Source organism: Arthrobacter sp. StoSoilB20 (assembly GCF_019977295.1).
Classification (GTDB): domain Bacteria; phylum Actinomycetota; class Actinomycetes; order Actinomycetales; family Micrococcaceae; genus Arthrobacter; species Arthrobacter nicotinovorans_A.
Map to the genome: position 1 here is coordinate 3,615,394 of NZ_AP024651.1, position 24,817 is coordinate 3,640,210.

General features: G+C 60.7%; 25 protein-coding genes. 11 read left to right on the forward strand and 14 right to left on the reverse strand.

The window, feature by feature from the left end:
• Positions 1 to 24: 24 nt before the first annotated feature.
• The 6 genes from LDN85_RS16430 to LDN85_RS16455 form a co-directional block, all read right to left on the reverse strand.
• A complete protein-coding gene (locus tag LDN85_RS16430; RefSeq protein WP_223943543.1) occupies positions 25 to 2,232 on the reverse strand; it encodes a S8 family serine peptidase in 2,208 nt (735 codons plus the stop codon).
• Between the two features lie 164 nt (positions 2,233 to 2,396).
• Positions 2,397 to 2,609, reverse strand: a complete 213-nt coding sequence (locus LDN85_RS16435; RefSeq protein ID WP_026541193.1) for a hypothetical protein — start codon at positions 2,607 to 2,609, stop codon at positions 2,397 to 2,399.
• Positions 2,599 to 4,227, reverse strand: a complete 1,629-nt coding sequence (locus LDN85_RS16440; protein ID WP_223943544.1) for a TROVE domain-containing protein — start codon at positions 4,225 to 4,227, stop codon at positions 2,599 to 2,601. Before LDN85_RS16440 ends, LDN85_RS16435 begins: the two co-directional genes overlap by 11 nt.
• A gap of 363 nt (positions 4,228 to 4,590) precedes the next feature.
• Positions 4,591 to 4,803, reverse strand: coding sequence for a DUF4177 domain-containing protein (locus LDN85_RS16445; protein WP_011775776.1), 213 nt, complete (start codon positions 4,801 to 4,803; stop codon positions 4,591 to 4,593).
• A gap of 108 nt (positions 4,804 to 4,911) precedes the next feature.
• A complete protein-coding gene (locus LDN85_RS16450) occupies positions 4,912 to 5,277 on the reverse strand; it encodes a cupin domain-containing protein (protein ID WP_223943545.1) in 366 nt (121 codons plus the stop codon).
• Positions 5,278 to 5,324: 47 nt separating this feature from the next.
• On the reverse strand, positions 5,325 to 5,783 hold the full coding sequence (locus LDN85_RS16455) for a DUF2000 family protein (RefSeq protein WP_223943546.1): 459 nt from the start codon (positions 5,781 to 5,783) through the stop codon (positions 5,325 to 5,327).
• A gap of 49 nt (positions 5,784 to 5,832) precedes the next feature.
• Here LDN85_RS16455 and LDN85_RS16460 point away from each other — a divergent pair, with 49 nt between their 5' ends.
• Entirely contained in the window at positions 5,833 to 6,609 is a 777-nt protein-coding gene (locus tag LDN85_RS16460) for an AraC family transcriptional regulator (protein ID WP_223943547.1), read from the forward strand.
• 50 nt (positions 6,610 to 6,659) lie between these two features.
• Here LDN85_RS16460 and LDN85_RS16465 read toward each other — a convergent pair whose 3' ends face one another.
• Positions 6,660 to 7,028: a VOC family protein gene (locus LDN85_RS16465; RefSeq protein ID WP_223943548.1), complete on the reverse strand. Its 369-nt coding sequence runs from the start codon at positions 7,026 to 7,028 to the stop codon at positions 6,660 to 6,662.
• Positions 7,029 to 7,091: 63 nt separating this feature from the next.
• On the opposite strand from LDN85_RS16465, the gene LDN85_RS16470 reads away from it, so the two are divergent.
• The 5 genes from LDN85_RS16470 to LDN85_RS16490 all read left to right on the forward strand — a co-directional run bounded on the left by LDN85_RS16470 (position 7,092) and on the right by LDN85_RS16490 (position 10,287).
• The gene (locus LDN85_RS16470) at positions 7,092 to 7,559 is read left to right on the forward strand and encodes a MarR family transcriptional regulator (protein ID WP_223943549.1); all 468 of its coding nucleotides are present in this window, start codon (positions 7,092 to 7,094) and stop codon (positions 7,557 to 7,559) included.
• Positions 7,546 to 8,079, forward strand: a complete 534-nt coding sequence (locus LDN85_RS16475) for a hypothetical protein (RefSeq protein WP_223943550.1) — start codon at positions 7,546 to 7,548, stop codon at positions 8,077 to 8,079. The genes LDN85_RS16470 and LDN85_RS16475 overlap by 14 nt, the downstream gene beginning before the upstream one ends.
• Positions 8,080 to 8,176: 97 nt before the next feature.
• On the forward strand, positions 8,177 to 8,860 hold the full coding sequence (locus LDN85_RS16480) for a hypothetical protein (RefSeq protein WP_223943551.1): 684 nt from the start codon (positions 8,177 to 8,179) through the stop codon (positions 8,858 to 8,860).
• 17 nt (positions 8,861 to 8,877) lie between these two features.
• Positions 8,878 to 9,378, forward strand: a complete 501-nt coding sequence (locus tag LDN85_RS16485; protein WP_223943552.1) for a hypothetical protein — start codon at positions 8,878 to 8,880, stop codon at positions 9,376 to 9,378.
• A 105-nt stretch (positions 9,379 to 9,483) separates the two neighbouring features.
• Positions 9,484 to 10,287 (forward strand): MerR family transcriptional regulator, encoded by an 804-nt coding sequence (locus LDN85_RS16490; protein WP_026546424.1) that lies wholly within the window; start codon positions 9,484 to 9,486, stop codon positions 10,285 to 10,287.
• A 41-nt stretch (positions 10,288 to 10,328) separates the two neighbouring features.
• Here the strand turns inward: LDN85_RS16490 and LDN85_RS16495 are convergent, their stop codons facing one another.
• The 6 genes from LDN85_RS16495 to pdhA all read right to left on the reverse strand — a co-directional run bounded on the left by LDN85_RS16495 (position 10,329) and on the right by pdhA (position 15,776).
• On the reverse strand, positions 10,329 to 10,631 hold the full coding sequence (locus LDN85_RS16495) for a helix-turn-helix domain-containing protein (protein WP_223945478.1): 303 nt from the start codon (positions 10,629 to 10,631) through the stop codon (positions 10,329 to 10,331).
• Positions 10,628 to 11,032 (reverse strand): VOC family protein, encoded by a 405-nt coding sequence (locus LDN85_RS16500; protein ID WP_223943553.1) that lies wholly within the window; start codon positions 11,030 to 11,032, stop codon positions 10,628 to 10,630. The genes LDN85_RS16495 and LDN85_RS16500 overlap by 4 nt, the downstream gene beginning before the upstream one ends.
• 112 nt (positions 11,033 to 11,144) lie before the next feature.
• Complete coding sequence (locus LDN85_RS16505) at positions 11,145 to 11,528, reverse strand: DUF4259 domain-containing protein (RefSeq protein ID WP_026541206.1); 384 nt, start codon at positions 11,526 to 11,528, stop codon at positions 11,145 to 11,147.
• A 458-nt stretch (positions 11,529 to 11,986) separates the two neighbouring features.
• Positions 11,987 to 13,495, reverse strand: coding sequence for a dihydrolipoamide acetyltransferase family protein (locus LDN85_RS16510; RefSeq protein ID WP_223943554.1), 1,509 nt, complete (start codon positions 13,493 to 13,495; stop codon positions 11,987 to 11,989).
• Between the two features lie 2 nt (positions 13,496 to 13,497).
• Entirely contained in the window at positions 13,498 to 14,586 is a 1,089-nt protein-coding gene (locus LDN85_RS16515; RefSeq protein WP_091549774.1) for an alpha-ketoacid dehydrogenase subunit beta, read from the reverse strand.
• On the reverse strand, positions 14,583 to 15,776 hold the full coding sequence (gene pdhA / locus LDN85_RS16520; RefSeq protein WP_026541211.1) for a pyruvate dehydrogenase (acetyl-transferring) E1 component subunit alpha: 1,194 nt from the start codon (positions 15,774 to 15,776) through the stop codon (positions 14,583 to 14,585). The genes LDN85_RS16515 and pdhA overlap by 4 nt, the downstream gene beginning before the upstream one ends.
• A 171-nt stretch (positions 15,777 to 15,947) precedes the next feature.
• Here pdhA and LDN85_RS16525 point away from each other — a divergent pair, with 171 nt between their 5' ends.
• The 5 genes from LDN85_RS16525 to LDN85_RS16545 all read left to right on the forward strand — a co-directional run bounded on the left by LDN85_RS16525 (position 15,948) and on the right by LDN85_RS16545 (position 21,455).
• Positions 15,948 to 16,412 carry an Lrp/AsnC family transcriptional regulator gene (locus LDN85_RS16525; RefSeq protein WP_026541212.1) on the forward strand — a complete coding sequence of 155 codons (465 nt, stop codon included), beginning with the start codon at positions 15,948 to 15,950 and terminating at the stop codon, positions 16,410 to 16,412.
• A gap of 60 nt (positions 16,413 to 16,472) precedes the next feature.
• Positions 16,473 to 17,045, forward strand: a complete 573-nt coding sequence (locus LDN85_RS16530) for a YdcF family protein (RefSeq protein ID WP_223943555.1) — start codon at positions 16,473 to 16,475, stop codon at positions 17,043 to 17,045.
• A 312-nt stretch (positions 17,046 to 17,357) separates the two neighbouring features.
• A complete protein-coding gene (locus tag LDN85_RS16535; protein WP_223943556.1) occupies positions 17,358 to 18,917 on the forward strand; it encodes a hypothetical protein in 1,560 nt (519 codons plus the stop codon).
• Between the two features lie 556 nt (positions 18,918 to 19,473).
• The gene (wecB, locus tag LDN85_RS16540) at positions 19,474 to 20,613 is read left to right on the forward strand and encodes a UDP-N-acetylglucosamine 2-epimerase (non-hydrolyzing) (RefSeq protein ID WP_223943557.1); all 1,140 of its coding nucleotides are present in this window, start codon (positions 19,474 to 19,476) and stop codon (positions 20,611 to 20,613) included.
• Positions 20,614 to 20,720: 107 nt separating this feature from the next.
• On the forward strand, positions 20,721 to 21,455 hold the full coding sequence (locus LDN85_RS16545; RefSeq protein ID WP_223943558.1) for an acyltransferase: 735 nt from the start codon (positions 20,721 to 20,723) through the stop codon (positions 21,453 to 21,455).
• Between the two features lie 429 nt (positions 21,456 to 21,884).
• Here the strand turns inward: LDN85_RS16545 and LDN85_RS16550 are convergent, their stop codons facing one another.
• Positions 21,885 to 23,762 (reverse strand): glycosyltransferase, encoded by a 1,878-nt coding sequence (locus tag LDN85_RS16550; RefSeq protein WP_223943559.1) that lies wholly within the window; start codon positions 23,760 to 23,762, stop codon positions 21,885 to 21,887.
• Positions 23,763 to 24,817 lie beyond the last annotated feature (1,055 nt).

Genomic DNA, 24,817 nt, shown 5'->3' on the forward strand with positions numbered 1-24,817 from the left:
GCCAATGGCGCCGACGGAGGTATTTCAGAGGATTGCCGTCATGATGTTCCATCCGGATCCCACCTGAGTGGCATAGATCCAGCCGCCGGATCCGTTGCCACCGTAGAGAACCAGGTCCCCGTTGCTGGCGCGGCCCAGAAGGTCCACGGTGCCGTCCCCGTTGAAGTCGCCGGGAGATTCGATGGCGGTCATGATGTTCCATCCCTGGCCGATCTGGCCTCCTGCAAGCCAACCACCGGAGCCATTGCCCGGGTACAGCAGAAGCGCTCCGGAGCCGTTGCGCGCCACAACGTCTGCCTTGCCGTCTCCGTTGAAGTCACCCACACCTTCAATGGCCGTCATAACGTTCCAGCCCTGGCCGATCTGGCGGGCAGGAAGCCAACCACCCGAGCCATTGCCCGGGTAGAGCCACAGGACGCCGGCGGAGTCGCGGGCAATAACATCGGCCTTGTAGTCCCCATTGAAATCTCCGGGAGCTTCAATGGCCGTCATGACGTTCCAGCCGGATCCGATTTGTCGGGCAGGAAGCCAACCGCCGGATCCGTTGCCCGGGTAAAGCCACAACCGACCGCTGGAATCGCGGGCCAGGACATCGGCATTGCCGTCGCCGTCAAAGTCACCGGGAGACTCGATAGCGGTCATTGAATTCCAGCCCGAACCGATCTGACGGGCGCCGAGCCAGCCGAGGTACCCGTTGCCCGAGTACAGCCACAACCGGCCGCTGGAGTCGCGGGCCAGGACGTCGCTGCGGGAGTCGCCGTCGAAATCGGTGATTTTCCTCCTGTTGACCGGGGCGCCGCCGCCGTACGTGGCGAGTGCTTTATTCGCATCAACAAGGCCGGCACCGCAGCCGGCAGGGCATCCCGCCGGAAGTGGCCGTGAGGTGGCTTTGAGTTGCTGCTCTATCTGCGCGGGTGTGAGGCTGCTGCCCTCGGCCGAGATCAGCAACGCCGCCAGCCCGGCAACCTGGGGAGCCGCCATGGAGGTTCCCTGCATCCAGGCGTAGGCAGATCCGGCGCTGGTGGTTTTTCCGAAGTTGAAGGTAGACAGGATTCCGTTTTCGGCAGCCTGGCTCATGTCGCCGCCAGGGGCCGTGACGTCCACTGCACTACCGTAGTTTGAGTACTGGGCGCGGGCACCGGAGGCGTTGCTGGCGGCCACGGTGATGACGTTTTCGCAGTTGGCCGGGCTTGCATCGGCAGCGGGACGGTTGGAGTTTCCTGCCGAAACCACAACAGCAGCGCCAGCGTTGCGCGCAAAATTGATGGCGTTTTGGTACGTAGCAGAGCAGGGCTTGATACCGCCGAGGCTCAGGTTAATGACACGGGCCGGGTTGGGGTTGGCCGGCGCTCCGGTAACAACTCCGCCCGCGGCCCAAATGATGGCGTCCGCGATGTCGGAGGTGTAGCCGCCGCAGTAGCTCAGCGCCCTGACGGGAAGGATCTTCGCATTCGGTGCAACACCGGTGACGCCTTGACCGTTGTTGGCAACAGCGGCGATGATCCCGGCCACATGGGTGCCATGCCAGGACGAGTTCTGAGCCGGACTTCCAACCTCGCACACGCCGGCAGGCTCCCAGTCACCCTGATCGGTGGGGTCCGGGTCACGGCCATCGCCGTCCCGTGCGTCTTCGGCGTAGGAGATCATGTCATAGCCGGGCAGGACGTTCGCATCCAGATCCTCGTGCCGGGTGATCCCACTGTCCACCACGGCAACAACAACGTTCTCGCCCTTGACGTAATCCCAAGCCCCCGCGGCATTGATGCTGTTCGGACCCTTCAGGTTCCACTGCTCGGGGAACCCGGGGTCACTCGCATCAGCAGTGGGATGCATGATGTCATCGGGCTCCGCGTAGGAAATCGATGGATCCGTGCGCAAAGTTTTGACGAATTGGGCAGATTCGGCGGCCGAAAGCGACTTGTCCAGTTTGATGACATGTCCGCCAGTGGCGTTCAGGCGGGAGGTCTCCGCCACAGCGCCAAGGGCGGTGGCGGCTTTGCCGGCAACATCGCGCACTGCCTTGTCGGCGGACTGGGCTGTTGCATCCTTCATTCCCACAATGAACTGATCCGTGGGAGATTCGGGGGCGGGCTTCAGGACCTGGGGCCCTGCCGGAACAATGTCCACGGTGTCTGCTGCGGCCGGCTGGACCGCCAAGCCACCACCGATCAGAAGAGTAGTGAGCGCCAGACCTGCAGCTCTCAGGGACCGGATTCGGGTGTCATTTACCATCGGGGCATCCTTGGGACATCGCAACAAACCCTGAGCGGCTGATTGCGGGCAACTGGAGACCACCAGTTGACCCCCAAGGAATTGTATGCTGACTCCCGGCTTTAAGTGGTAAGAATCGCAGTTTGTGACTGTGCCGGCGAAGCGAGGCCCATAAAGCCGAGGCTTCAGACACGGCCTTTGACGATGGCGGCGATCAGTTCTTTGCTGCAGCCGACGGCCGCAGCCAAGGCTGCGTAGGACCAGCGGGCCGGGTCTTCCTGGCGGGCGCGGCGAATAAATGCATCCCGCTGCTGCCGATGCCTTTCCGCGAGCGCAAGGGCATCGGCAGCGCGGCGGTGATGCTCGCGGGCCTGTTGAATGCTTGAGTCAGATGACACGGGCCGAAAAGTCGCTCAACAATGTGGGCAACGACGCATCGAAGCCGGCAATGTCCAGCATGCCCGGATCGGAAGGATCGGCGATGCTGAAGTCAGTGGACGTCAATCCGACCACGGCCAGTCGGGCATCAATCCCGGACCATTCCCGGTACCTGCGCAGAGCCTCATGTGGATGAATGCGTCCTGCCCACGTCTCGTTGTCCGTATAGATGACGAACGTGTCCACCTTGACCTTGTTGGCCATGGCCCACAACATCGGGAGGGCACAGTCGGTACCGCCGAACGGCAGCCCTGAGATCGTGTTGAGAACGTCATCCAGCCTCTGCCGGGACGAAATTGGCAGCGGCGAGATCCCATCCAGTGGCACATTGCGCTGGAACAGACCCTTTTTCGCATTGCTCGAGTTGGACGTAAAGCCGAGAGTGGTGGTCTTCGGCTCCGTTGCTGCTGTCACCAAAGCCATCGCCGCCGAGACTTCCCGGGCTGTAATTGGCAAACCCGAGACGGGCATGGTCATTGAGCCTGATACGTCCAAGGCGAGCAACGTCCGCTTGTTGGCAGGCGTTACGGTGGCAAAGGAAGCATAGAAGGCAGCGTCAAGGGCATCAACTACCTGTCCCACCGGTTCCCACGAGGACTTTCCGCGTGCAGACGAGCCAGAAGCGTAGGTACGGGCAGCCACCAGCACATTGACTGGATGGACCCGGGCGTTACGCAGCCTGGTGCTGTCCGTAAGCTGGCCGGTGACGGCGTCGAGCGTTTCGGACATCGGCGCCAGGAGGCCGAGGCGCGTCAGCCGAGGTAGCTGCCGCATCAGTGCCGTCTGCGGGATGCCGTTATTCAGAAGCTTGGTCCACACAGCCGGTTCCCTCAGGGCAGCGTTTGGCAGCATTTCCCATGACAACTGCTGGTAGTCCTCCAGAAGGGCGACCCATTCGGTGGGCGTCGAGGCAGCCTGAGCCTTCTCGAACCCCTCAATGATCTGCGGGCCATCAGTGCCGCGGCCGCAGATCCAGTCGAAGAGCTGCTTCCGGTCCGCTTCTGTTGTAGAGGGGTGCGCCAGGCGTAGAAGGTCCCTATGCGTCCACCCGCCGCGCTGCCTGTACTTCACAGCCTGGTAGGCAACCTCGTCCACTGGCTTGGCGACGTACCAGTCAGCAACTGCGCGGCGCAGGCCCCGTCCCCAGCCCCTGAACTGCTCCACATATCCGGCGAAGAGGAACAAATGGGTTCCGGTACGAGCCACCTTGGACAGAGCCGACAACGCGAGCTGCCGGCCATCCGGATCGCCCAGAGCCGTGGCAGCTGCCAGGCAGAAGAGTGCCGGATTGTTCCGCGGTGCGCGCCCGGCCGTGGAGATCGAGACAACCTCGTCCACAAGTTCGGCGGTCCTTTCGCGAGCCCATCCGAGAACGACGTCGGCGTTTTCCACCGTCAGGGCGTGCTCGGAACCGTAGTATGTGCCGCCGTCGGTGCCAAGTACCAGAAAGCGACGCAGGCGCTCCAAGGGCGCAACTATGAAGGCATGACCGCCGGCGCTGTTGGGAACCTGGCGTGAATCAGAGGGCTGCGACTGGGGCGTAGCCCGTAGGTTAATTGCGCTTAGTGCATCGGCCACAGTAATCCTCCCATTAGTGAAAGTGGCGGCGGGCATGTTTGTGAGTCCCGGGATGCCCAGCGCTCTAACCATCTGAGCTACCGGAGCGAACTCCGGGCGGGATTCGAACCCGCGACCTTTGGGTCCTATAACAGAGGTAACCGAGTCTCTCCGGCCCGCCGCCACTTTCAGTTTCGCGCGAGTAGACGTGTTGGTAACCGCCGGATCTCTTACCGCCCCGACAAGTCAAGGCGGCAAGGGCAGGGATCGAACCTGCAAACCAGTTAACCGACAATTTCCGGCCCACTCACTAATAGGAGTGTAATGCATTACACCCCCGGGCGGAAGGGGCAAAGCGAGGTAAATCGGAACGGTCGGAAGGCCCTACCCAATGCGTTCGAACACCATGGTCGCCTGAATGCGGTCGCCCCCGCCGATCACGCCCTTACTCCCGCTGCTGGCAGTGGTGATGGTGTGCAGCCGGTAGCCCTTGGCGGCCTGATCGTTGATGGCCTTTTCCAAAGAGGGAAGATTGCCGGAACCGGCGCCCCACATTTTCTCTTTCAGAATCACTTGGAGAACGACGTATTGCTGCATTTGCACCACTTCCTTCTTTGCTGGCCAGCCAACTCTTTAGTGGCCGGTTGCGTGTTGCTGGATGGTTGCGTGCAAGGCTACTCGACGCCGGTGGGGAACCTTGGGCTTTCACCCCAGTTCGCGCAGCTTTGCCGTCATTTCACCACCAACATCACCGGTGTTGACAGTGCCCTTGGGCTCGAACAGCAATGCCTGGACTTCGTTTTCAGCCTTGGGGCAGTGCTCAATTCCTTTGGGAACCACATAGACATCATTCGGCCCGAGCTCCACGTCGCCGTCACGGAGCTGAATGGTGAGATTGCCGCTGATGACCATGAACAGTTCATCTGTATCCGGATGGGTGTGCCAGACAAATTCTCCCTGGATCTTCACCACTTTTACGTCGTAGTCGTTGATGCTGGTCAGCCTGTGCGGCTGCCAGTGCTCCGAGATCGAATCAAGGGCGGTATTGATGTTGCGAACCAGATTGGTCATGTTAGTCAGCTCTTTCTTGGGGGGTCTCATTACGGGCGCCGGGTTTTTTACGCATGCATTCGGGCACCTTTAACGATCCGGTCAACAACATTCTTGGGCCCACGAATGGCGATCCCCACCAGATCCAGATCCCGGGCAGCGACGGCAGCCACGGCTGCGCGGTTGGCCTCATCGTGACCCGTGGAAAATAGGTCACGCGTGTACAGGGCGACAGGAATCTCACGGGAAATCGCCCGCTCCCGGGCTGCGGCCAGAAGTTCTGATCCAGCTGCGAGAACCAGGACCGGCTGACGAAGCATGGGTAGGTAGCTGTTGCCGTCCCGGTCCTGGTAGGGCTCCCCTGTCAGGCCAGGGGCACTGGTGGCAATGGCACTCATAAGGAATGCCGTCACGTTGAGCTCTTGCCATGGCAGAAGGTCCTCGCTGAGGACCACCACTACCTTTGTGTCGAAACGAACGGTCGCGGAAGAAGGCGAATCGATGACTGCGGTTGAGTTTTCGTGCATGAACCCAGCATGGCGGCCGACGGAAAGGGTGGTCTTGTACATTTCTTGCATGGGCAACTCAGTACATGCATGGCATCCGGCAGTGCCGTACGTGCGTGAGGTGCTGCATGCCACGTTCGAGGACCACAGCTACCCGTCGCATACCCATGAGGACTGGACGGTGCTCCTGATCGATAAAGGCGCGGTGGCTTACGATCTTGGCCGCACCGAGCATCACGCAGTTCCCGCCTCAATTACCCTGCTGCCGCCGCATGTCCCACACGACGGACGCTCCGCCGTCGGGGGTGAATCATTCCGCAAGCGGGTACTGTACATGAGTGAGGACTGGCTCCCCGCCAAAGCAGCAGAGGCCGCGGTGGCACAACCGCTGATGGTTGACCCGCAGACAGTGGCAGCCGTGACCGGCATCCACGCCGCACTGTCCTTGCCGACAGATGCAATGGAAGCCGAATGCGGCGTCCTCGCCCTTCGGGACACCGTGCGTTCGCACTTGGGAACGCCGTCGTCGCCCGCGCGCGACGCTCCCCTGGCCCGCAAGTTGCGGGAGATGCTGGATGACCGGCTGCTCGACTCATTCACCATTGCAGAGGCCGCTCAATTACTGGGCGCCCATCCCAGCCACCTGGTGCGCGCGTTCTCCAAGGCGTACGGCATCGCCCCCTACCGCTACGTCACGGGTCGCCGCGTGGACCGGGCCAGACGCCTGCTGCTGGATGGCCGCCCGGCAGCAGAAGCAGCGGTTGAGGCGGGCTTCCACGATCAATCCCACCTCACCAGGCACTTCCGGCGTGTTCTCGGGACGACTCCGGGAGCATTCACCGCCTGATCGCCGGCCCTGTTCCGCCGACCCAAGGTCCGCCGGCCCCACGAGAGACGCTAGGACCGGTCGTGAAGCGTCACGTGGTAGCCGTCAGGATCGGCGAAGGTGAAGGTGCGGCCAAAAGGGCCATCGATTGGCGCCGTGACTATGGTGTGCCCATCGACGCGCAAAGCATCATGGATGGCTTGGACATCAGTGGCGTGCAGCCAGATTGAGGCACCAACACCCGGCTGGTCAACCGACGTCAGGTCCGTCCCGGGGGCGATGGTGCGGAGGGCGAAAGCGATGGGCTTTGTGTCAAACACGACGGCGTGGGGCGGGCCTGCCTGCGAGCGGACAAGGCCGAGGTACTGCTCGTAAAACGCTTGGGACGCGTCGAGGTCGCGCGTCTGGAGGGAGATGAAGTCGGGGCCTGTAACGGGCATGTGATGCTCCTATGGTTTCCGTGTCAGTTATCTGACACACCAAAGCTATGTCAGAATACTGACATGAGTCAACGCGGGATCGACCTCACCACTTCGCTGGGGTATCTGCTGAAAGAAGCATCGAGTGCCTTGCGTGCCTCCATGGAAGCGGCCCTGAGGCCACTCGGGATGACGATCACCCACTACTCCTGCCTGGAACTTCTTGCACAACGCCCGGGCCTGTCGAACTCTGAGCTGGCCAGGGGCGCGTTCGTCACCCGCCAGTCCATGAACGTGCTGCTACAGGCGTTGGAACGCGACGGCGACGTAACCCGCCCTGAAGAGGCACGCGTAGGCAAAGTGCTTCCCACGCAACTGACACCGCTGGGCCGTCGGAAACTGGAAAAAGCGAGCGCCGCGGTCCGGGCCGTCGAGAACAGGATGCTCGGTGGTATGACCCACGACGAACAAGCCACCGCTTTCCAGGCACTGCAAAGCATGATCCAGTCCCTGCGTGACGAGACCCAGGATGAAAAACATGAGCGTCAGTAGAACCATCCGGCTCGGCGTCGCTGCCATGGCAATCGTGGCGCTGCTCAGTGGCTGCACCACCGGGAACCAAGCCACAGACACCCAACCCACCGCCGCACCGACCTCCGCGGGCACGGTCGCTCCGCGCTCAATGTCCAGCGCGGAGGCAGCAGTAGCCCAGATCCCGGGCGCCCAATTTGATGCTGCCCGCGCTTGGGACGGCACCACCGCCTATGTCATTGCAACGCTCTCCGTGACACCCGCCTTCACGGGAGACCCCGCGGCTCTTATTGACTACTCGCTGGCGCAGCTTGCTTCCCAGGACGAGCTGGACCGCGGACGCTTGGTGCGCTTCACCTTCGAAGGACCCGGGCAGGACACCGGGACAACCAAGGCGTTGTTGGCGACGCTGAACATCGGCTCGGCAGAGTACGGCGGCGGGTCCTCCTTGGAGCTTGCCAACCAGGACTTGGATGACCGGTACGGCACCTGGCCCGCAACGGTTCCCAGCCTCCCGGCGTCGCTCATTTCACATCGCTGAATCCGACGCATGGATTGCTGTGCCCATCGCAGCCTCCCCTCCTCACGTCTAGGGTGGATATGCCCGGGGAAAAACCCGGGACATATTGGGGGATTTAATGCGCAGTACAGATTCACGACGTCGGCACCACCGGTTGCTTTCAGGCACCGCTGTGGTGGTGCTCGCCGCAGTTACGGCCGGCGGGCTTGCCGGGTGCAGGGTTGTGAAGCGGCCGGCGCCGCCCTACCCCGAAGTCCAGTGGCAGGGCGCTGCGCCCAGCGGACCCCTTGAAGCCGACCCTTGGGTACAGGCCACGAGGAAGTTTCTCGAGGCTGAGGCCGTGGCCCGAAACATCAACGATTTCTCAATCCCCGAACTGGTCAAGACGGCCAGTAAGGATGTACGAAGCCGCGCCGCCCGGCCGGCATTCGAGGACGTCAAGCAAAGACGACGCCCGGACATTCTTCCCGGACCAACACCGTTCTTGCCCCTATCGGTGACACAGGACTTCAGGGGCAATCGTGACCGGGCGGCGGTAAGGGGTTGCCGGGCAGCTGAATGGTCATCGGAGAAGGGCGACGTGCCCGCCGAGTTGAAAGGCTACGGCGTGGAGTACCGTATGGAGCGCCTGACCGATGGCACCCTGCGCGTTGAGTCCATTGCGGGGATCTCCGGCTCGGAATGCTCGGAGGTCAGCCTTCCCATGGCCTTGTTTGTACCGGCGCCGGAGCCCTCTGACGTCACTGACGCGAAGGACATTGTTATTGCTGAACGCACCGACCTCGATCCTGCAGGCAAGTGAGGGTAGGACGCCCACGCATGGGCATCGTCGTCCTGTTGCTGTTCTCTGCACTGTTGGCCGGCTGCACAGTTCCCGGTGACAATTCCAAGCCTCGTCGCAGCACCGCAGAGGCCGAAGCTGCCATCGCCAAAACACCTGGCGTGACGGCGCGTATCGGCAGGGCCTACGACGGATTTACCCCGTACCTTTCGGTGAATGTGGAGCTCTCCGAGGCTTTCACCGGTGATGAGGCAGCCCTCCTGGACCAGGTCTTGGCCCAAGTGTGGTCCCAGGACGAGGATGCCCCGGAGAAATACGTCACGTTGGGCGTGCACGGGGCCGGCCACACGGCCGCAACAACTTCGGCCGCCCTTGAACGCCTTGGGGTCGGCTCCATCGAGTACGCCGGCTCAGCCGTCAGCTTGATGGGTGCGGACCTGGAGGCCCGATACGGCGAGTGGCCGGGTTCCGTACCGAGCCCTTCGGCTGTGCCGAGGGTGGGCCAGGAGCTGGTTCAGGGGACTCCGCGGGCGGGGTAGGGCAGTTGCAGGATCCCGTAATTCCTGGGGATGCGAACCCGCAAGACCTTTGCGATTCGGGTGACACTTGACTCTGACACTGTGGAAGGCGGGAGAACTGGGAACATGTTATCCATCGGAGCTTTCGCGCAGATCGGGCAGGTGACCCATAGGATGCTGCGGCACTGGGACACCGCCGGTCTGCTGGTCCCAGCCCACGTTGACGAGTTCAGCGGCTACCGATCATATGATCCCTCTCAACTTGAGCGTCTGCATCGAATTGTTGCCCTGCGCCAGCTTGGCTTCGGCCTCAACGACATCTCGTCGATTCTTGACCAGGGCGTCGAGGCCGATCGCATCGCAGCGTTGTTGCGGATTCGCCGCGCAGAGGTTGAGCAGGAGTACAGGATCGCTGCCGGCCGACTCGTGGACGTGCAAAGGCGGCTCCATTTCATCGAGAAAGAGAATCACATGTCCCAGATCGAAATCATTGAAAAGCCCTTGCCCGCTGTCCGCCTCGCGGCCCGCCGCGCTGTCGTGGCGGACCAACCAGAGGTGGCAAATGTAGTGGGTCCGGCCTTTGACGCCGTTTCCCGGATCATCGGCGATGAGCGTGGAACCCTGGAGACGCCAGTGGCGTCGTATGAGACGGTCGAGGAGGGCCTGCAAATCATCGCCGGCTACGCCTACAAGGGACCCTCGCGCGACGGCATCGAAATTATCGACCTGCCTGCTGTTGAAAACGCCGTCTGTGGCGTCCACCTTGGCTCCATGGAGCACATTGCAGAAAGCTGGCAGGCGCTCCACGCTGAGGTCTTCGCTCGAGGTCTTGTCCACTCAGGTCCCTGCCGCGAAGTATACGTTCGAGCGATTTCAGAGGATCAGTCCGACTGGGTGACCGAGTTGCAGCAGCCTGTTCGGAGGGACTAAGCATCCTTCCTGTTAAGGTCTCTTAGGATTCCGGTGCACTCCTAGGTTTCCGGTGCGCTTCCGGGCGTTTCCTCGCCAACCCAGCGTTCCAGCGCGATGATCGCCTCGCGCAGGGCGTAACCCCTATCGGTCAGCGCGTACGCCCGGGTGTTGTGCCGGAGGGGCAGTCGGGACAGCACTCCGGCGGCCTCTAGCTCGCGGAGTCGGGTCGCGAGCATGTTGGTAGGCACTCCGAGGTCGCGCTGCAGATCGCCGTAACGCTGTGGTCCGTCAAGCAGCCGCTCAACGATGAGCAGAGCCCACCGCGCACCGACAATGTCGAGGGCGGCGGCGAGTTTGCTCACGCGGTCTGATCGGAGTCCGGCTTCATCCAAAACGGCGAGTAGTGGTAGCCGTCGGGGTCATCGAACTGGCGTTGGTACATGAAGGGATAGTCGTCGGTGTCACCGATCCGGCCGCCGGCTGCGCTGGCGCGTTCGATGAGTTCGTCCACCGCTTCCCGGCTGTCGAGGTCGAAGGAGATAGTGACCTTGGAGGGGGTGTCGGGTCCGCCGACCAGTTCCTCGGCGCCGCCGACGCTTGCGTACATCTCCCGGCTGCCGAGCATGAGGTACTGCTCGGACGCGATCTCAAAGCATGACACGTTGTGATCGGACATCTTGGTGTTCAGGGTCCAGCCAAGGGCTGTGTAAAAGGCGGTTGCGCGGTCGACGCTGTCAACGGGGCAAGTTATAAAGAGGCTCATGCGGTCATACTTGCAAAATGCAAGTGCCCCGTCAAGACCCTGGGAAAGCGAACCCGGCGCGGCAAATGAACTCTCTGCGGAGACCGTTGCCGGGCCGTGAACCGGACAACCATCACTGCAGCACGGTTTGGATCCTTTTCAGGTTTGCAAGCCATGCCACATAGTCTTCGTCGTCCTCACCGAGTTCCGCCCACACGTCGTGCCCATCAGCCTCGGGGTCCTCGATGATGTCCTGAATGGCATTCGCAGCGCGCACATTCAGCGCCGAGGGCGGAGTCGGCCTGCCGGCAGCCCACTCGGCCACGTCAGGATGGACCTCTATGTCGTCATTGCCGCTCAGGAGGGCCAAGACGGCGCCGGCGGCAATGATGCTCTCCGTGGTACCACCCTCAAGTGTTTCCTGAATGAAGGGAAATACGTCCGGCGCTTCCGTGAGATCACCAAACCAATCGAGGGCATCGTCATTGCCGAAACTTCCCGTGGACCAAGCACCCATTCCAAACTCCTCTCGTCGTGAGTCCATCATGGCTGAAAATGCCCTCCGATCGGATCCCCGTCGATGTCTCACCGGGAGTTACCTCACCGCCGGACGTTTGAACGCCTCAGGCCCACCCGCCCCAGCGGGCAACCCGGAATGGGGTGCCCGCCGTTGGCAGAGAGGGGAAAATGCTCGGGGGATGTGAAAGAGCGTTTCGCCCGGACCCGGGGGATGTGAGAGACCGTCACACCCGGACCCGGGGGATGTGAGAGACCGTCACACCCGGACCCGGGGGATGTGAGAGACCGTCACACCCGGACCCGGGGGATGTGAGAGACCGTCACACCCGGACCCGGGGGATGTGAGAGACCGTCACACCCGGACCCGGGGGATCTGAAATAGCATCACACCCGAACCCCGGGGAGGTGATAGAGCGTCACGCCTAAACCCGGGGGATGTGAGAGAGGGCGCCTGGGTTACATGTCCGCGAGTGCCCCACCGGGGTTCTCGATTGCGTCAGCCACGTACCGGAGGAAGCCGGCCGCGGTTTCGCCGTCGCATACGCGGTGGTCGAAGGCGAGAGTCAGTTCGGTGACCTTGCGGACGGCCAGTTCGCCGTTGACCACCCAAGGCTTGTCAATGATGCGACCTACGCCCAGCATCGCAACCTCGGGGTAGTTGATGATCGCGGCCGAGCCGTCCACACCGAACACGCCATAGTTGTTCAGCGTGAAGGTGCCTGAGCCCAGTTCAGTAGGGGTCGCCTTTCCTTCACGGGCGACGGCGGTGAGCCGGCGGATCTCTGCGTCCAGTTCGCGGGCGCTCAAGCCATGGGCGTTCCGAACGGACGGGACCACGAGTCCGCGGTCGGTCTGGGCTGCGAAGCCGAGGTTGATACCGTCGAAACCGACGATCTCCTGCGAGCCGTCCGAAGCGGTCTCAAAGCGCGTGTTCAAGGCCGGGTACTTTTTTAACCCAGCCGTGACAAAACGAGCGATAAAGGCCAGCAGACCGGGGGTGTCGTGCGGTGCGCGCTTCTTGAGCTCGGCCCGCATCTCCAGCAGCGCGGTCGCGTCCACATCCACCCATACGGTGGCTTCGGGGATCTCTGAGCGACTGCGGGTCATGTTCGCGGCAACAGCCTTCCGGACCCCACGAACAGGCGTCCGCGCCGAGACAGCCAAACCAGTCCGGCTATCAACGGCACCCGCATCAGCAGCAACGGGAGCGGCAGCAGGCACACGAGGAGCAGCCGGAGCCGAGTCAGGAGCAGCAACAGGGGCAGTAATCGCAGCCTCCACATCGCGCCGCATGATCAGCCCGCTGGAGCCCGAACCCTCAATCGCTTCGAGGGAAACCCCGTGGTCACGTGCCATCTTCCGCACCAGCGGTGAGATGACAGCACTGAGCTTGCCAGGGATACGCGTCCCCGCCACAGCCGGCTCCATCACCGGCTCAGCAACAGAAGTAATAGTGGCAGGAGCAGCAGGAGCAGAAACCGAAGAATCAACGACAGAAACACTCGCCTTCCGCGGTCGGGTCCGTCCACCGGTCACTCCCCCGGGCGTCCCGTACCCAATGAGCACGTTGCCCGAGCCGGCCTTCTCCTCGGTCCGGTACGTCTCCGCAGCGGCTTCCACCGCAGACGAAACGTCAAGACCCGACGACACCGGCGAAGGATCCACAGACCCAGCCGGAGCAGCAACCGGAGCGGCAGCGGGCGAACCAGCAGAAGAACCCACGCGAGCGATCGAGATCAGCGGCTTGCCGACGTCGAGCGTTTGACCGGCTTCACCGTGCAGCTCGGCAACGGTGCCGGCGTAAGGCGAGGGCACCTCAACCATGGACTTGGCGGTCTCAACCTCGGCAATTGGCTGGTCAACCACAATCTCGTCACCCACGGCAACGAGCCAGTTCACCAGTTCGGCCTCGGTGAGGCCCTCCCCGAGGTCGGGCAGTTTGAAGACCTGCATATCTGAGCTCATGGTCAGTCCTCCCATTGAAGATCGTCAACGGCGTCGAGGATGCGGTCGACGCTTGGCAAGTAGTAGTGCTCCAGCTTGGGAGACGGGAACGGGACATCGAAGCCCGTGACGCGAAGGATGGGCGCCGCAAGGTAGTGGAACGCGCGTTCTTGGACGCGGGCCACGATCTCGGAGGACACGGAGGCGAAACCGTGGGCTTCGGCGATCACGACGGCGCGTCCGGTCTTGCGAACGGACGCACAGACTGTTTCGTCGTCGAAGGGGACGAGGGTGCGGACGTCGATGACTTCCAGGGATCGGCCCTCCTCGGCGGCGGCAGCCGCAGCAGCCATCGCGGTGGGGACAGACGGACCGTAGGCGATTAGGGTTGCATCCGTGCCGGGACGGGCAACAGCCGCGCGGCCCTCGGTGGAGGTACCGGCGTCGTGCTCTGCCCTTAGTGCACCCAGGTCCACCTGATCCTTGGACCAGTAAAGCTTTTTGGGTTCCATGAACATGACGGGGTCATCGGAGTCGATGGCTTCGCGGAGCATGCGGTAGCCGTCGGCCACGGTGGCCGGGGTGTATACCTTCAGGCCGGCGGTGTGGGCGTAGTAGGACTCGGAGGAGTCACAGTGGTGCTCCACTCCCCCGATGCCGCCGGCGTAGGGGACTCGGATGACCATGGGCATTTTGAGCTTGCCCTTGGTGCGGTTGTGCATTTTGGCTACGTGGCTGACGATCTGTTCGAAGGCCGGGTAGGCGAAGGCGTCGAACTGCATTTCGATCACGGGGCGCATGCCGTTGATGGCCATGCCCACGGCCATGCCAACGATGCCGGACTCGGCCAGCGGGGTGTCGAAGCAACGCTGCTCGCCGAATTCGGCCATGAGGCCGTCGGTAATGCGGAAGACGCCTCCCAGCATGCCGACGTCCTCGCCGAAGACCAGAACCGAGGGGTCGGCGCGCATGGCATCGGCCATGGCGGTGTTCAGTGCTTTGGCCATGGTGAGGCTCTGCGGGCCGGTGGCCTCGGCAGTGGCGGCAGCGGAAGCGGCGGCGCTGGCTGTAGCTGCGCTGACGTTGGCGGTGGCGGTGGTGGTGACGGTCATTTTGCGCTCTCCTCTCGTGCGAGTTCGCTGGCGAGCAGCTCGGACTGTTCTTTCAGCTGCGGGGTTTGCTTGGCAAAGACGTACTTGAAGAGGTCCAGAGGCTGGACCGGGACTTCCTCGCCCAGGCCCTCGCGGAGCTGGGTGGCTACGGCTTCTGCATGCTCGGCGATCCGGTTGCCGGCTTCGTCGTCGAGGAGTCCCTTGTCCGTAAGGTACGACTTCATGCGCGTCAGCGGATCCTTGGCCTGCCATTCGGCAACTTCGCTGTCCGGGCGGTAGCGGGTGGCGTCGTCGGCGTTGGTGTGTGCCTGCATGCGGTAGGTGTGGGCTTCGATCAGCAGCGGGCCGGAACCGTCGCGCGCCAGCTTCACGGCGCGGTCCATCACGGCGAGCAGCGCGACGAGGTCGTTGCCGTCAACGCGCTCACCGGCCATGCCGTAGCCAACAGCCTTGTGGGCCAGCGACGGCGCCACGGACTGGTGGCTGAGCGGTACGGAGATCGCGTACTTGTTGTTCTGCACAAAGAAGATCACGGGTAAATGGAAAACGGCGGCGAAGTTCAATGCCTCGTGGAAGTCGCCTTCGCTGGTGGCGCCGTCGCCGCACATGGCCATCACCACCGTGTTTTCACCCCTCAGCTTGGCAGCGTGGGCTACCCCCACGGCGTGCAGCAACTGGGTGGTCAGCGGGGTGCACTGGATTCCTACGTTGTGTTCTTTGGGGTCGTATCCACCGTGCCAGTCGCCACGGAAGATGGTCATCACCTCAACGGGGTCCACCCCGCGGGTCATGACGGCGACGGCGTCCCGGTACGTGGGGAACAGCCAGTCACCTTCGCTAAGGCACATGGCAGCTGCAACCTGGCAGGCTTCCTGGCCGTGGCTTGAAGGGTAAACGGCCATGCGGCCCTGCCGGACCAGGGCAGAGTTCTGGTCGTTGACACGGCGTCCGACGACGAGCTGCTCGTAGGCGGCCATCAATTCGGCGTCGCTTGGCGTGGGGTATTCGTGGCCGGGTTCGGTGCCTTGCTCGTCATGGGAGCGGAGGGTGCCGTCCGGGTTCACCATCTGAATCTGGTGCCGGGCGGGAAGCATGTAATCCTCAACGCTGATGCCGAATTTTGTCCGAACGTCAGCAGCTTGGTCCTCTACAGCCGTTTCCGGCGCAGAGTGGTCTGCGTGGATCGTCATTGGTCCGTCCTTCTCTAGCCACTATGTGCTTCCAGTATGTTCCCCGGCGATGTTTCGTATCCAGCTTTCCGCTGAATCATGGAAGCCCTTGCCTGAAGTGGGTATTCTGAAAGACGAATTGTAAGTGTGAGCTGGGTAACGTGCCCGTGCTGTAGACGAATTGGAGAGCCAGTGAGCGAGGCCGAGGCGGAGCAGACCGCCGTACCGCTGGACAGCGTGGACCGGGACATCATCCGCGAGCTGACCACCGATGGGCGCATGTCCGTCACGCAGGTTGCAGAAAACGTCCACATCAGCCGCGCGCACGCCTACACCAGGATTGCGCGGCTCACTGGCGAAGGGGTGCTCACGAAGTTCACGGCTCTGGTGGATCCCATCAAGGCCGGTCTGCGGTCCTCCGCGTATGTGACGTTGAAGGTTCAGCAGCACTCGTGGCGCGAGCTGAAGGAACAGCTGCGCGCCATACCCGAGGTCCACCACATCGCCCTGGTAGGCGGAGACTTCGACGTCATCCTTTTGGTCCGGGCGACTGACAACATCCACCTCCGGCGTGTGATCTTCGACCAATTACAGTCCATGGACGGAGTGCAGGACACCCAGACTTTCCTTGTCTTTGAGGACGTTGATACCCGCTAGGCGCCCTTGGCCGTTCCTGACTGGGAGGGAGCACCCATTTACGAACCTTAGACTGTCCCCGTGCCCCTCAAAACTGCCTCCGCCACCCGTGTCATTGGCATTGTTGTGGGGGCGTGCTTTCTGGCAGCGCTGCTCTGGCTGATCGCTGCCTTCCAGTTCTTCTACAACCCACCGCAGGCAACGCCTCACCGAACGGACGCGATCGTTGTGCTGGGCGGCATGAGCAAGGAACGGCTGCCCGTGGCCCAGAAGCTGCAGCAGAAACTGGATATTCCTGTTCTGGTCATCTCGACGACGGGTCTGGCAGGCAATGCTGAGGGCGACGCGCTGTGCGATGAGGAGTCGGGCGATTCCGACCTGGTGTGCTTCCGTCCTTCGCCGCTCAACACCAGGGGTGAGGCTGAAGCGCTGCGGACATTGATTGCAGACCACGGATGGAAGTCCGTGACCGTGGTGACGTCTGAGTACCACGTGATGCGCGCCGGCACACTGATTGAACAATGCACGTCCGCCGAGGTGCAGATGGTTGGGTCCCAGCCCGAGCTATCGGCGGGCGCCTGGCTGGACCGTTTTGTGGTTGAATCGGGCGGGCTGGTCGACACGTGGGTGCGACCGGAGTGCTCTCAAGCGTAATTCCTGGTCCGCCTACTGGCCGTGGACTACCCGCCGGGCAGATATGACAAGGGTCGTAAGACCGCATGCAAAGCGGCCGTTTTGTTTGTCAAACGGCATCAAGTGTCTTGCAAAGTTTTTGAGGGCTTGAAGGTTTTGGTCAAGCTATTGAGTTTCCGGGATACAACAAACATCCTTTTGCCATAGGTCCAAGGTCTCACCCTACGAGCCCAAGGATCCACCGTGGCCACTTTTAGAGCAGAGCCGACGACAACCTTTCCTCCACGCAGGTCCCGTCACCTTATGGCGAGCCTTATGGCAGCCGTAATTCTGGTGTTCGGCGTCCTTCACGCGTCCCCGGCCCAAGCTGCACCAACTCCCGTTTATCCCATCAGCGGTTACTTCATCTACGGCAGTACGAGCGACGCAAATAACCTCAAGAAGCTCACAGACATAAAATCGGTGGGGGGTGACACAGTTATCACCTTCGGTTCCCGCCTCAAACCAGCCAGCCTTTCCACTATCCCTGCCAGTTGCACCATTTCCGGAGTCAATTGTGCAAGTGCCGCCGCCTCGGGAGTCAGGGTAAAACGCTACTTCACCTACTCAGACGGCAGCTCCTGGGGATCGCCGGCCATTCTCTGTGCCCGCGACAAGACGGTCACCAGCGGAACTACTGTTTACACAATTATGGTCTTGCCAATTGAGGGAAGTGGTTGCAATTCACCCAGCGGAACATATGACGTTGTGGTGATCAACGGTGGACCAAGCTCCATGTCCGTGTCCTTGGGAAAGGCGGCCACGAACTTGGGAATGAAGTACTACGCAGGTATGCCAGCCCCGGTAATGCGTACTGACGTCACATATCTCCCGGATCTCTCATATCAGGCCACATATTCACTCTTTACCGCCCGTTTTCTCATCTACCAAGCGAATGTGAACAACGTTCCAGGTTTGGCAGGCTTCTACCACCACACCGAGATGCCGCTCAGCGACGGTGCCGTATGGGATTCCGTCCTCACCTTGTACCGAATCCAAAATGCGAGAATCGCCCAGTACCAGCCAACCCGTTCAGCTGTCGTCAGCCCTTACATCGACTCCCGTACAGCGTTCGGTGGACGAGTCACGACAGACCAAGCACGGAATGCGGCCAATAAAATTGCAAAGACCGCCAACGGTGTGAAACTTGCAATCGCGGTTCAAGACGGTATGGGCACTGGTAAGGGCGCGTCCTTCTTTTCAAGCGAAAGTAACAACAACGTTGACCAGTTTGCTGCATCCATCGTGGGAAGCGGGACGTGGGGAAGCAAGTATCTCGCCCCAACCAGAGATTACTTTTGGGCCCTGTCTGAAGGCGTAGAGGGTACAGGCGCCGAGTTGTGGGCCAACCTCGAAGGCATGGCTCCGGCGACCTCGCAAAACCCATGCGACAACAGCCTGCGGGGGCAAAGCACAAAAACCAGAATCGACAAGCAACTGCAGCAACTGGGCAACACGCCAGTGAAGGTGATCTCGTTCATGTGGGATCCCTACTTCACCTGCACCGGAACATGGGCGCCGATGCTTGAGCGCCTCAAGGCCGGCAGCACAACCCCGATCATCACCGACTCCATCTTCTACGGGAACGGCGATGTCCTGGTCACAGGACATAACCTGAGCGGGGGCACTATTCGAGTGCAATGGTCGGACGCCAACGGTCGGGTTCTTGATAAGACTGTGGCAGCGTCCAATTACAACGCTTCGTACGGAAAACAGCTAGGCATCAACCCGCTCCTGGAGTCCGTTACGGCAAAGCTCGGATCAACATCCTTGGCTGCAGGAAAGCACTACTTCATCGACGTAGTCAATGGATCAGGCGTCAAGAACGACGCCTTGTACTCTGATCGAGGATAGCGATTTTGCTGCTGGTGGCACCGCTTCCGGAGCCGCCAGCAGCGCACTGAATTCCCCGGACCGCTTCCTCAGATGCAAGAATTGATGCTGACACCGATTGATTTCGCCAAAGCTGAGGAGTGCGACGTGACGGACGAAATCCGCCAAACGGCGGCAGTGCTGCCAGCCCCGCGACACCTCCGCAGGCGTCGTCTCCGGCCTGAAATTTCAGCATCGAAGATGATTGGATCGGCTGCTCAGAGGCGCGTCCCTCCCGCAGCCCGGCCTAAGACTCCAGCGGGAGGCCAACCGAGTTCCAGCGCGGCGCAACCACGAGTAGATTTCACGACCTCTGCCCAGCACCATGACCCAAGAAGGCAATCCGAAGAGGCTTTGCTGCAACGAAAGCGCCGAATAGCTCTTATAGTTGTGATCCTCGTCTCAGTCGCAATTCCTCTTCTGGCACTGACCTTGGTGTTCGCTCAGTAAACGACCCCCATCGACGTACATCATTCGGGCGTCCACTGGCGGCAAGGTAGCATCAAGAGTCACTCAACGTAACTCCCGGGGGAAATCCATGCCTGTCGTCATGCCGATCTTCGGCACCCGCCCAGAAGCTATCAAGATGGCTCCGATAGTCGGCGCATTCCAAGCGTCCGCTGAGTTCGATTGCATCGTGACAGTGACCGGCCAGCACCGCGAAATGCTGGATCAAGTCAACGAGCTCTTTGGGATAGAACCGGACCATGACCTGAACATCCTCCAGCAGGGGCAGTCACTGTCAGCCATCCTGACTCGCACTATAGACGGTTTGGACAAACTCTTTGCCGAAAAGAAACCGGACGCCGTCATCGTCCAGGGTGACACAACTACATCCACGGCGGGGGCGATAGCAGCGTTCTATCACGGCATCCCAGTGGTCCACGTCGAGGCTGGCCTCCGCAGTGGGGACCTTTATTCGCCGTTTCCCGAAGAGGCGAACCGAAAGATCACCAGTCAAATCGCCAGCCTTCACTTGGCTCCCACCAGCACCAGTAGGGCGAACCTTTTAGCTGAAGGTATTGCCGAGAAAGACATTGTGGTCACTGGTAACTCTGTGATTGACGCACTGCTTACTACCGTGGGTAAGCAGATTCCATTCACTGACCCGCAACTTGAAGAACTCGCTGCAAGCGGCAAACGGATCCTCCTTGTGACAACTCACCGTCGCGAAAACCAAGGCGACGCGATGCGTGGCGTAGGTCGGGCGTTGGCACGTATCGCCGAGGCCGAACCGGATCTTGTAGTAGTTCTGCCAGTACACAAGAACCCGGTTGTCCGCGAAGCTGTTCTTCCTGCCCTTGAAGGCAAGGAAAACGTCATTGTGACAGAGCCCCTTGCCTATGGTGAGTTCACACGCATGCTCTCCATGGCGCATCTCGTCCTCACTGACTCCGGTGGAGTGCAGGAAGAGGCCCCGAGCCTGGGCAAACCCGTGCTGGTGATGCGCGATAACACCGAACGGCCCGAAGCTGTCGACGCAGGCACCGTTGCCCTCATCGGAACTGATGAAGAAACCATCGTCAAAGAGGTAGATCGTCTCCTGAACCAGCGGGACGCGTTCGATGCTATGGCCAATGCCGTCAACCCGTACGGAGACGGCAAGGCGGCCGAACGGACAGTGGCCGCCGTGGCTGAGCTGATGGGCGTGGGCAAGAGAATCACAAGTTTCGCTTGAGGTCGCAAAATTAGGAGCTGCCCGGCCGTAGCGCCGGGAGGCTTCAAGGGGCGGCTTCTTCATCCGGATTAATGACTCGACGATGATGCCCGGTACGCTTTCATTCTGTGAAGAAAATTACCTCGCTGGCTGACTACACGGATGAGTCGGGAAACAACGTCCAGTGCCCCGACAAGATAGAGACCGATATCCAGGTCACGTTCCGGGGGCGCAACAACCGTATCGTGGTGGCCAAAGGTGCCCGTATTGCAGCGCTCCGCGTTGCATTCGACTGCGACAACGCGACCCTGATTATTGGTCCTAGTAGCCGGAGTCCATTCAGCTTGAACGCCCGCTTGGGTGAAGATTCCACTGTGAGAATAGGCCGCGATTTCACTACCACCAGCATGCCTGTGGTTAGCGCCGTCGAAGGAGCGACTGTTAGTTTCGGCGACGATGTCATGATCGCCAGCAGTAACCAATTTCGCGCGGACGATGGCCACCCCATCTTTGATGTGAAGACCGGCAGACGTATCAACCCTGCCAAGGACATCATCATCGGCGACCATGTTTGGTTTGGCGCCCAATCGGTCGCCTTAGCTGGTGCAGAGGTAGGCGACGGCTCCGTTATCGGTTTTAGGAGCGTCGTGACGGGACGTATACCCAACAACGTAATCGCAGTGGGTGCACCTGCCCAGGTCGTCCGTCGGGACATCGCGTGGGAACGCCCCCACCTCTCACTGACAAAACCGTCCTACAAACCAGACTCAAGCAGCATAGAAACCACCGATAACTTCTGGAACCTCACCGTAGAAGACGTCCCGATTTTCGAACAACTCACGGGCTGGCACGACCAGCATTAGGCGACCACATCCCCCTGATCGGAGAAGCTAGCGGTGGCTCCTTTAGGCCCACCGCTTCACGACGACAAGCTCATCAGGGTCGCTCGCAGGTTCTATCGGATCTTCCAGGGGCAAGCTCGGGTCAACTCCAGACACCGCGGGCAGCGGGCGAGTGTCAATTGCCAGGTGATCCCCGTCATGCCTGTCCTGCAAGGAGCAGGTGTAACTCTGACTACCGTTCTCAAATTTCGACCGGCAAATAGTGGTGACACTCAACAGATCCGGGGAGACGACATCGCCCTCATTTCGGTTCTCCATATCACCAACATACCCACGAGCGAGTAGCCGAAACGTGGAGGGCTTGAGAACGCCAGGCCAGGCCCAACGAGCGAGACCTCAGAGAATCACGAAAGCCCGGAGATACCGACCTCAGGGTTGCCGACTTCACCCCTAAAACATGACGTGCTGCTCGTTGAGGCCGAACGCCGTGACAAGGCCGGTCGCCATCAGATCCCTTTCACTGGCAGACCACGTGTGGTTGGCGCCGGCGCCGGACCTCATTTGTACAAAATTGAACCGGTCAGAGGAGTAGATGCTTCCGCCCGAACTGACAACCGTCTTCAGGAACTCGGAATCTTCCCCCCGGTTCAGTTCCTTGAATGGGATTTCAGTGAGGGTCTCACGTGTGGTAAAAATCGTTGGCCCCATGATGAAATCCGTGAATCGGTGTTCAAATTCAGCGAAACGTAAAAGGGTAGCGTTGCTTTCCTCTAAGTGCATGTAATGGGCTCGCTTGCCCGTAACGGCGGCTCCGGAGTAGCGGTGAGCGGCCGCTTGGTCCTGCAGATAGTTGAGTCCGTAAAGGTCATCATCGTCGATTTTCGCAATGTAAGTTCCAGACGATGCTGACACCGCCAGATTGAGGCAAGCTCCCAGCGGGGTCGACCGGGATTGCTGAAGGACAACCAAGTTGTCCAAGCCAAAGTCAGCCGCCTCGCTTCGAAGTCGACGCTCGTCTGGTTCGAACCCGTGGGCCAGCACAATAAGCTCAACTTCAACTCTTGTCTGGCGGCCTATCGTCTTCAAAATATCGCTAATACGCTCCGGCCTTATGGTGGAGACAACGGCAGAAATCTTAGGAACATCAGACATGCTCCTGACGTCAATCGGTTGGGAATGGATGCCTGCGTATTCAAGGATCTGGGCTGCTCGATGAGCATACGTGTGGTGCTGCCAGATCTTCCTCTGGCTCAAATGAACCGTTCGATCGCGCAGCTCTTGGCTGCGTATAAGAGCACGCGTTACGTTGGCCGCGTCGGACCGATCATGCGCTTCTGTGATCTGCAATTCCTCGACAGCGACTAGATGAGCGGAACCCGCTGGCGTAACCACGGGGGCTCCGGATGCGGTGGCTTCGACGATCTCGCGAGGATCGGACGAAAGCAAGCATTTGTACGCCTTATACGCGGTAAGCAACTTTTCGTAGGGCAGACGTGCCTGCGCCTGCGTTGCTTCCCCACCCTGTGGCCTGCTCAGAGGATCTAGCTCAGAAAGTGTTTCAAGACCGGTCGCTTCCCTTGCGGCAGCATCGCTGGCGCCGGCGACGATGTAACCATGTTGTCCGCCCGGGGCCAAGGACACGGTTCGCTCAACGACTCCAATACCGCGATTCTGGTGTTCGTTCCGTCGCCGCACTGGGTTGTGAAGTTTTGGCTGGGCTGCGTATCCCATGGCCTGGAAGCGCTCTTGGCCGAAGCGAGCCCGATACTCCTCGAGCAGCGCCCCGTCGGTCATAAGAATCTTATCGAAGGTATCCACAGCGTGGGACAGCTCGACGCGGTTCGGTAGGCTGTCCCGAGACCAGTACACCGTTTCGATGTTACGAGCCTTGCACCACTCAACAATGTCGCTGAGAAGCTGGCGGCGTGCTGTTGGGCTCCCAGGAAAGTTGGCCCAGGCTTCATTGCTCTGTAGCCATGACGACTCGACAAAAAATAGCGAAACCGTGGAACTATCCAAGGTCTTTCGCCATGTCTGCGGTTGAATTGCAATGCAATCCCACTCATAGGTCCACAGTTGTTCCGACAAAGGGCTGAGAATGGTGGCCACACGCAGCTTCTGAGTGTTGATTGGGGCGGGCAAGGCCACCGCCTCGGGGAAGTCAATGGTCGCAACTATTTTGCCGTTGCTGAACTCCCCTTCGGGATCGGGAGAGGCAAGTGCCAACGAACCGTTTGCCGGTTCAGAGCCTGAACCTTCTTTCGACGGATGGGCCCCGAGGCTACGAATCCTCTTCAGCAATGTATTGATGACCTGTTCCTTCCACATACCTGAACTCCCTGAACCAACGGAGTCACCCTGCAAGTGGTAGACAGCTAAGGTCTCCCTCTCCGCGTTCGTGACATGCGCTGTTTCCAGAGCCTTGGCTCCCGAATATTGCCGGTGCGCCCCATGTGAATTGTGGCCGATCACCACCCCATAGACTACCAACGACAAACCATGCCTATGTCGCCTCTGCTATTCACGCCAACCGAAGATCGAGGTCAAAGAGGGCGTCACCCAAACCCAGGTTTCACTGGCTGGTTCCCGAACATGCCCCTCCAGGGCGTCATGTTCGCGATCCAGTTGGACGACGGCATCGGGATGGATGCGTATGACGGGTCAAACGCAGGACAGCCCACGTGCTCACTCCTGGTTCAGCCAGGTCTCAGGAGCCCCGTGATTCAGGCTCGCCCATGCGGCAATTGGAAGGTGTGATCTAAATTCCCGTCCCGTGGGTTGGGGAATCATACGGCGGGCCAGGTTCCTACGACAGTCAAAGTCATCGGGGTGGCTTCCTCGCCAAAATCAACGAGTTCTCCCACCGCTCCCGTGGCCGACAGCTCTGGGCGCGCTAATGCGTCAGCTGCAACATGCTGCCCATCGTGTTCTCTCCCCAGGGAACACAAGATTCTCGCTCCCCTGCCAAATGATGAGTCAGAGCAGTCATCCCTGACACTCAACATTTCCGACGGGAAAGGGTCGCCTATCTGGAAAATTCGCATCTTCTTGCCCTCCTACATCTCAGTGTTGATTGAAGCGTCCCAGAGCATTCTGTTGCAGGGGGTAACGGGGGATGAAGGTACGGTGAACATGCCAGCACTCTGGGCTTCCGGTCGCCGGAACACGCGGTGAAACACAGGGCCTTCCAAGTCACATTCTCCGCCAAAGAACCCGTAACTTCGGGGTCGAAGATGAACATAACGTATACTGAAGGCAGACTGCGCAAATTTGGGGGACTGGCGACTTCCTTCGTGCTTTCAGTCACGGCGCCACAGATGCAGAGGCACTTCGGCGTCCGTCCCGCACCCACGATTCACCTAGGACACAGATGGCCGACTCAT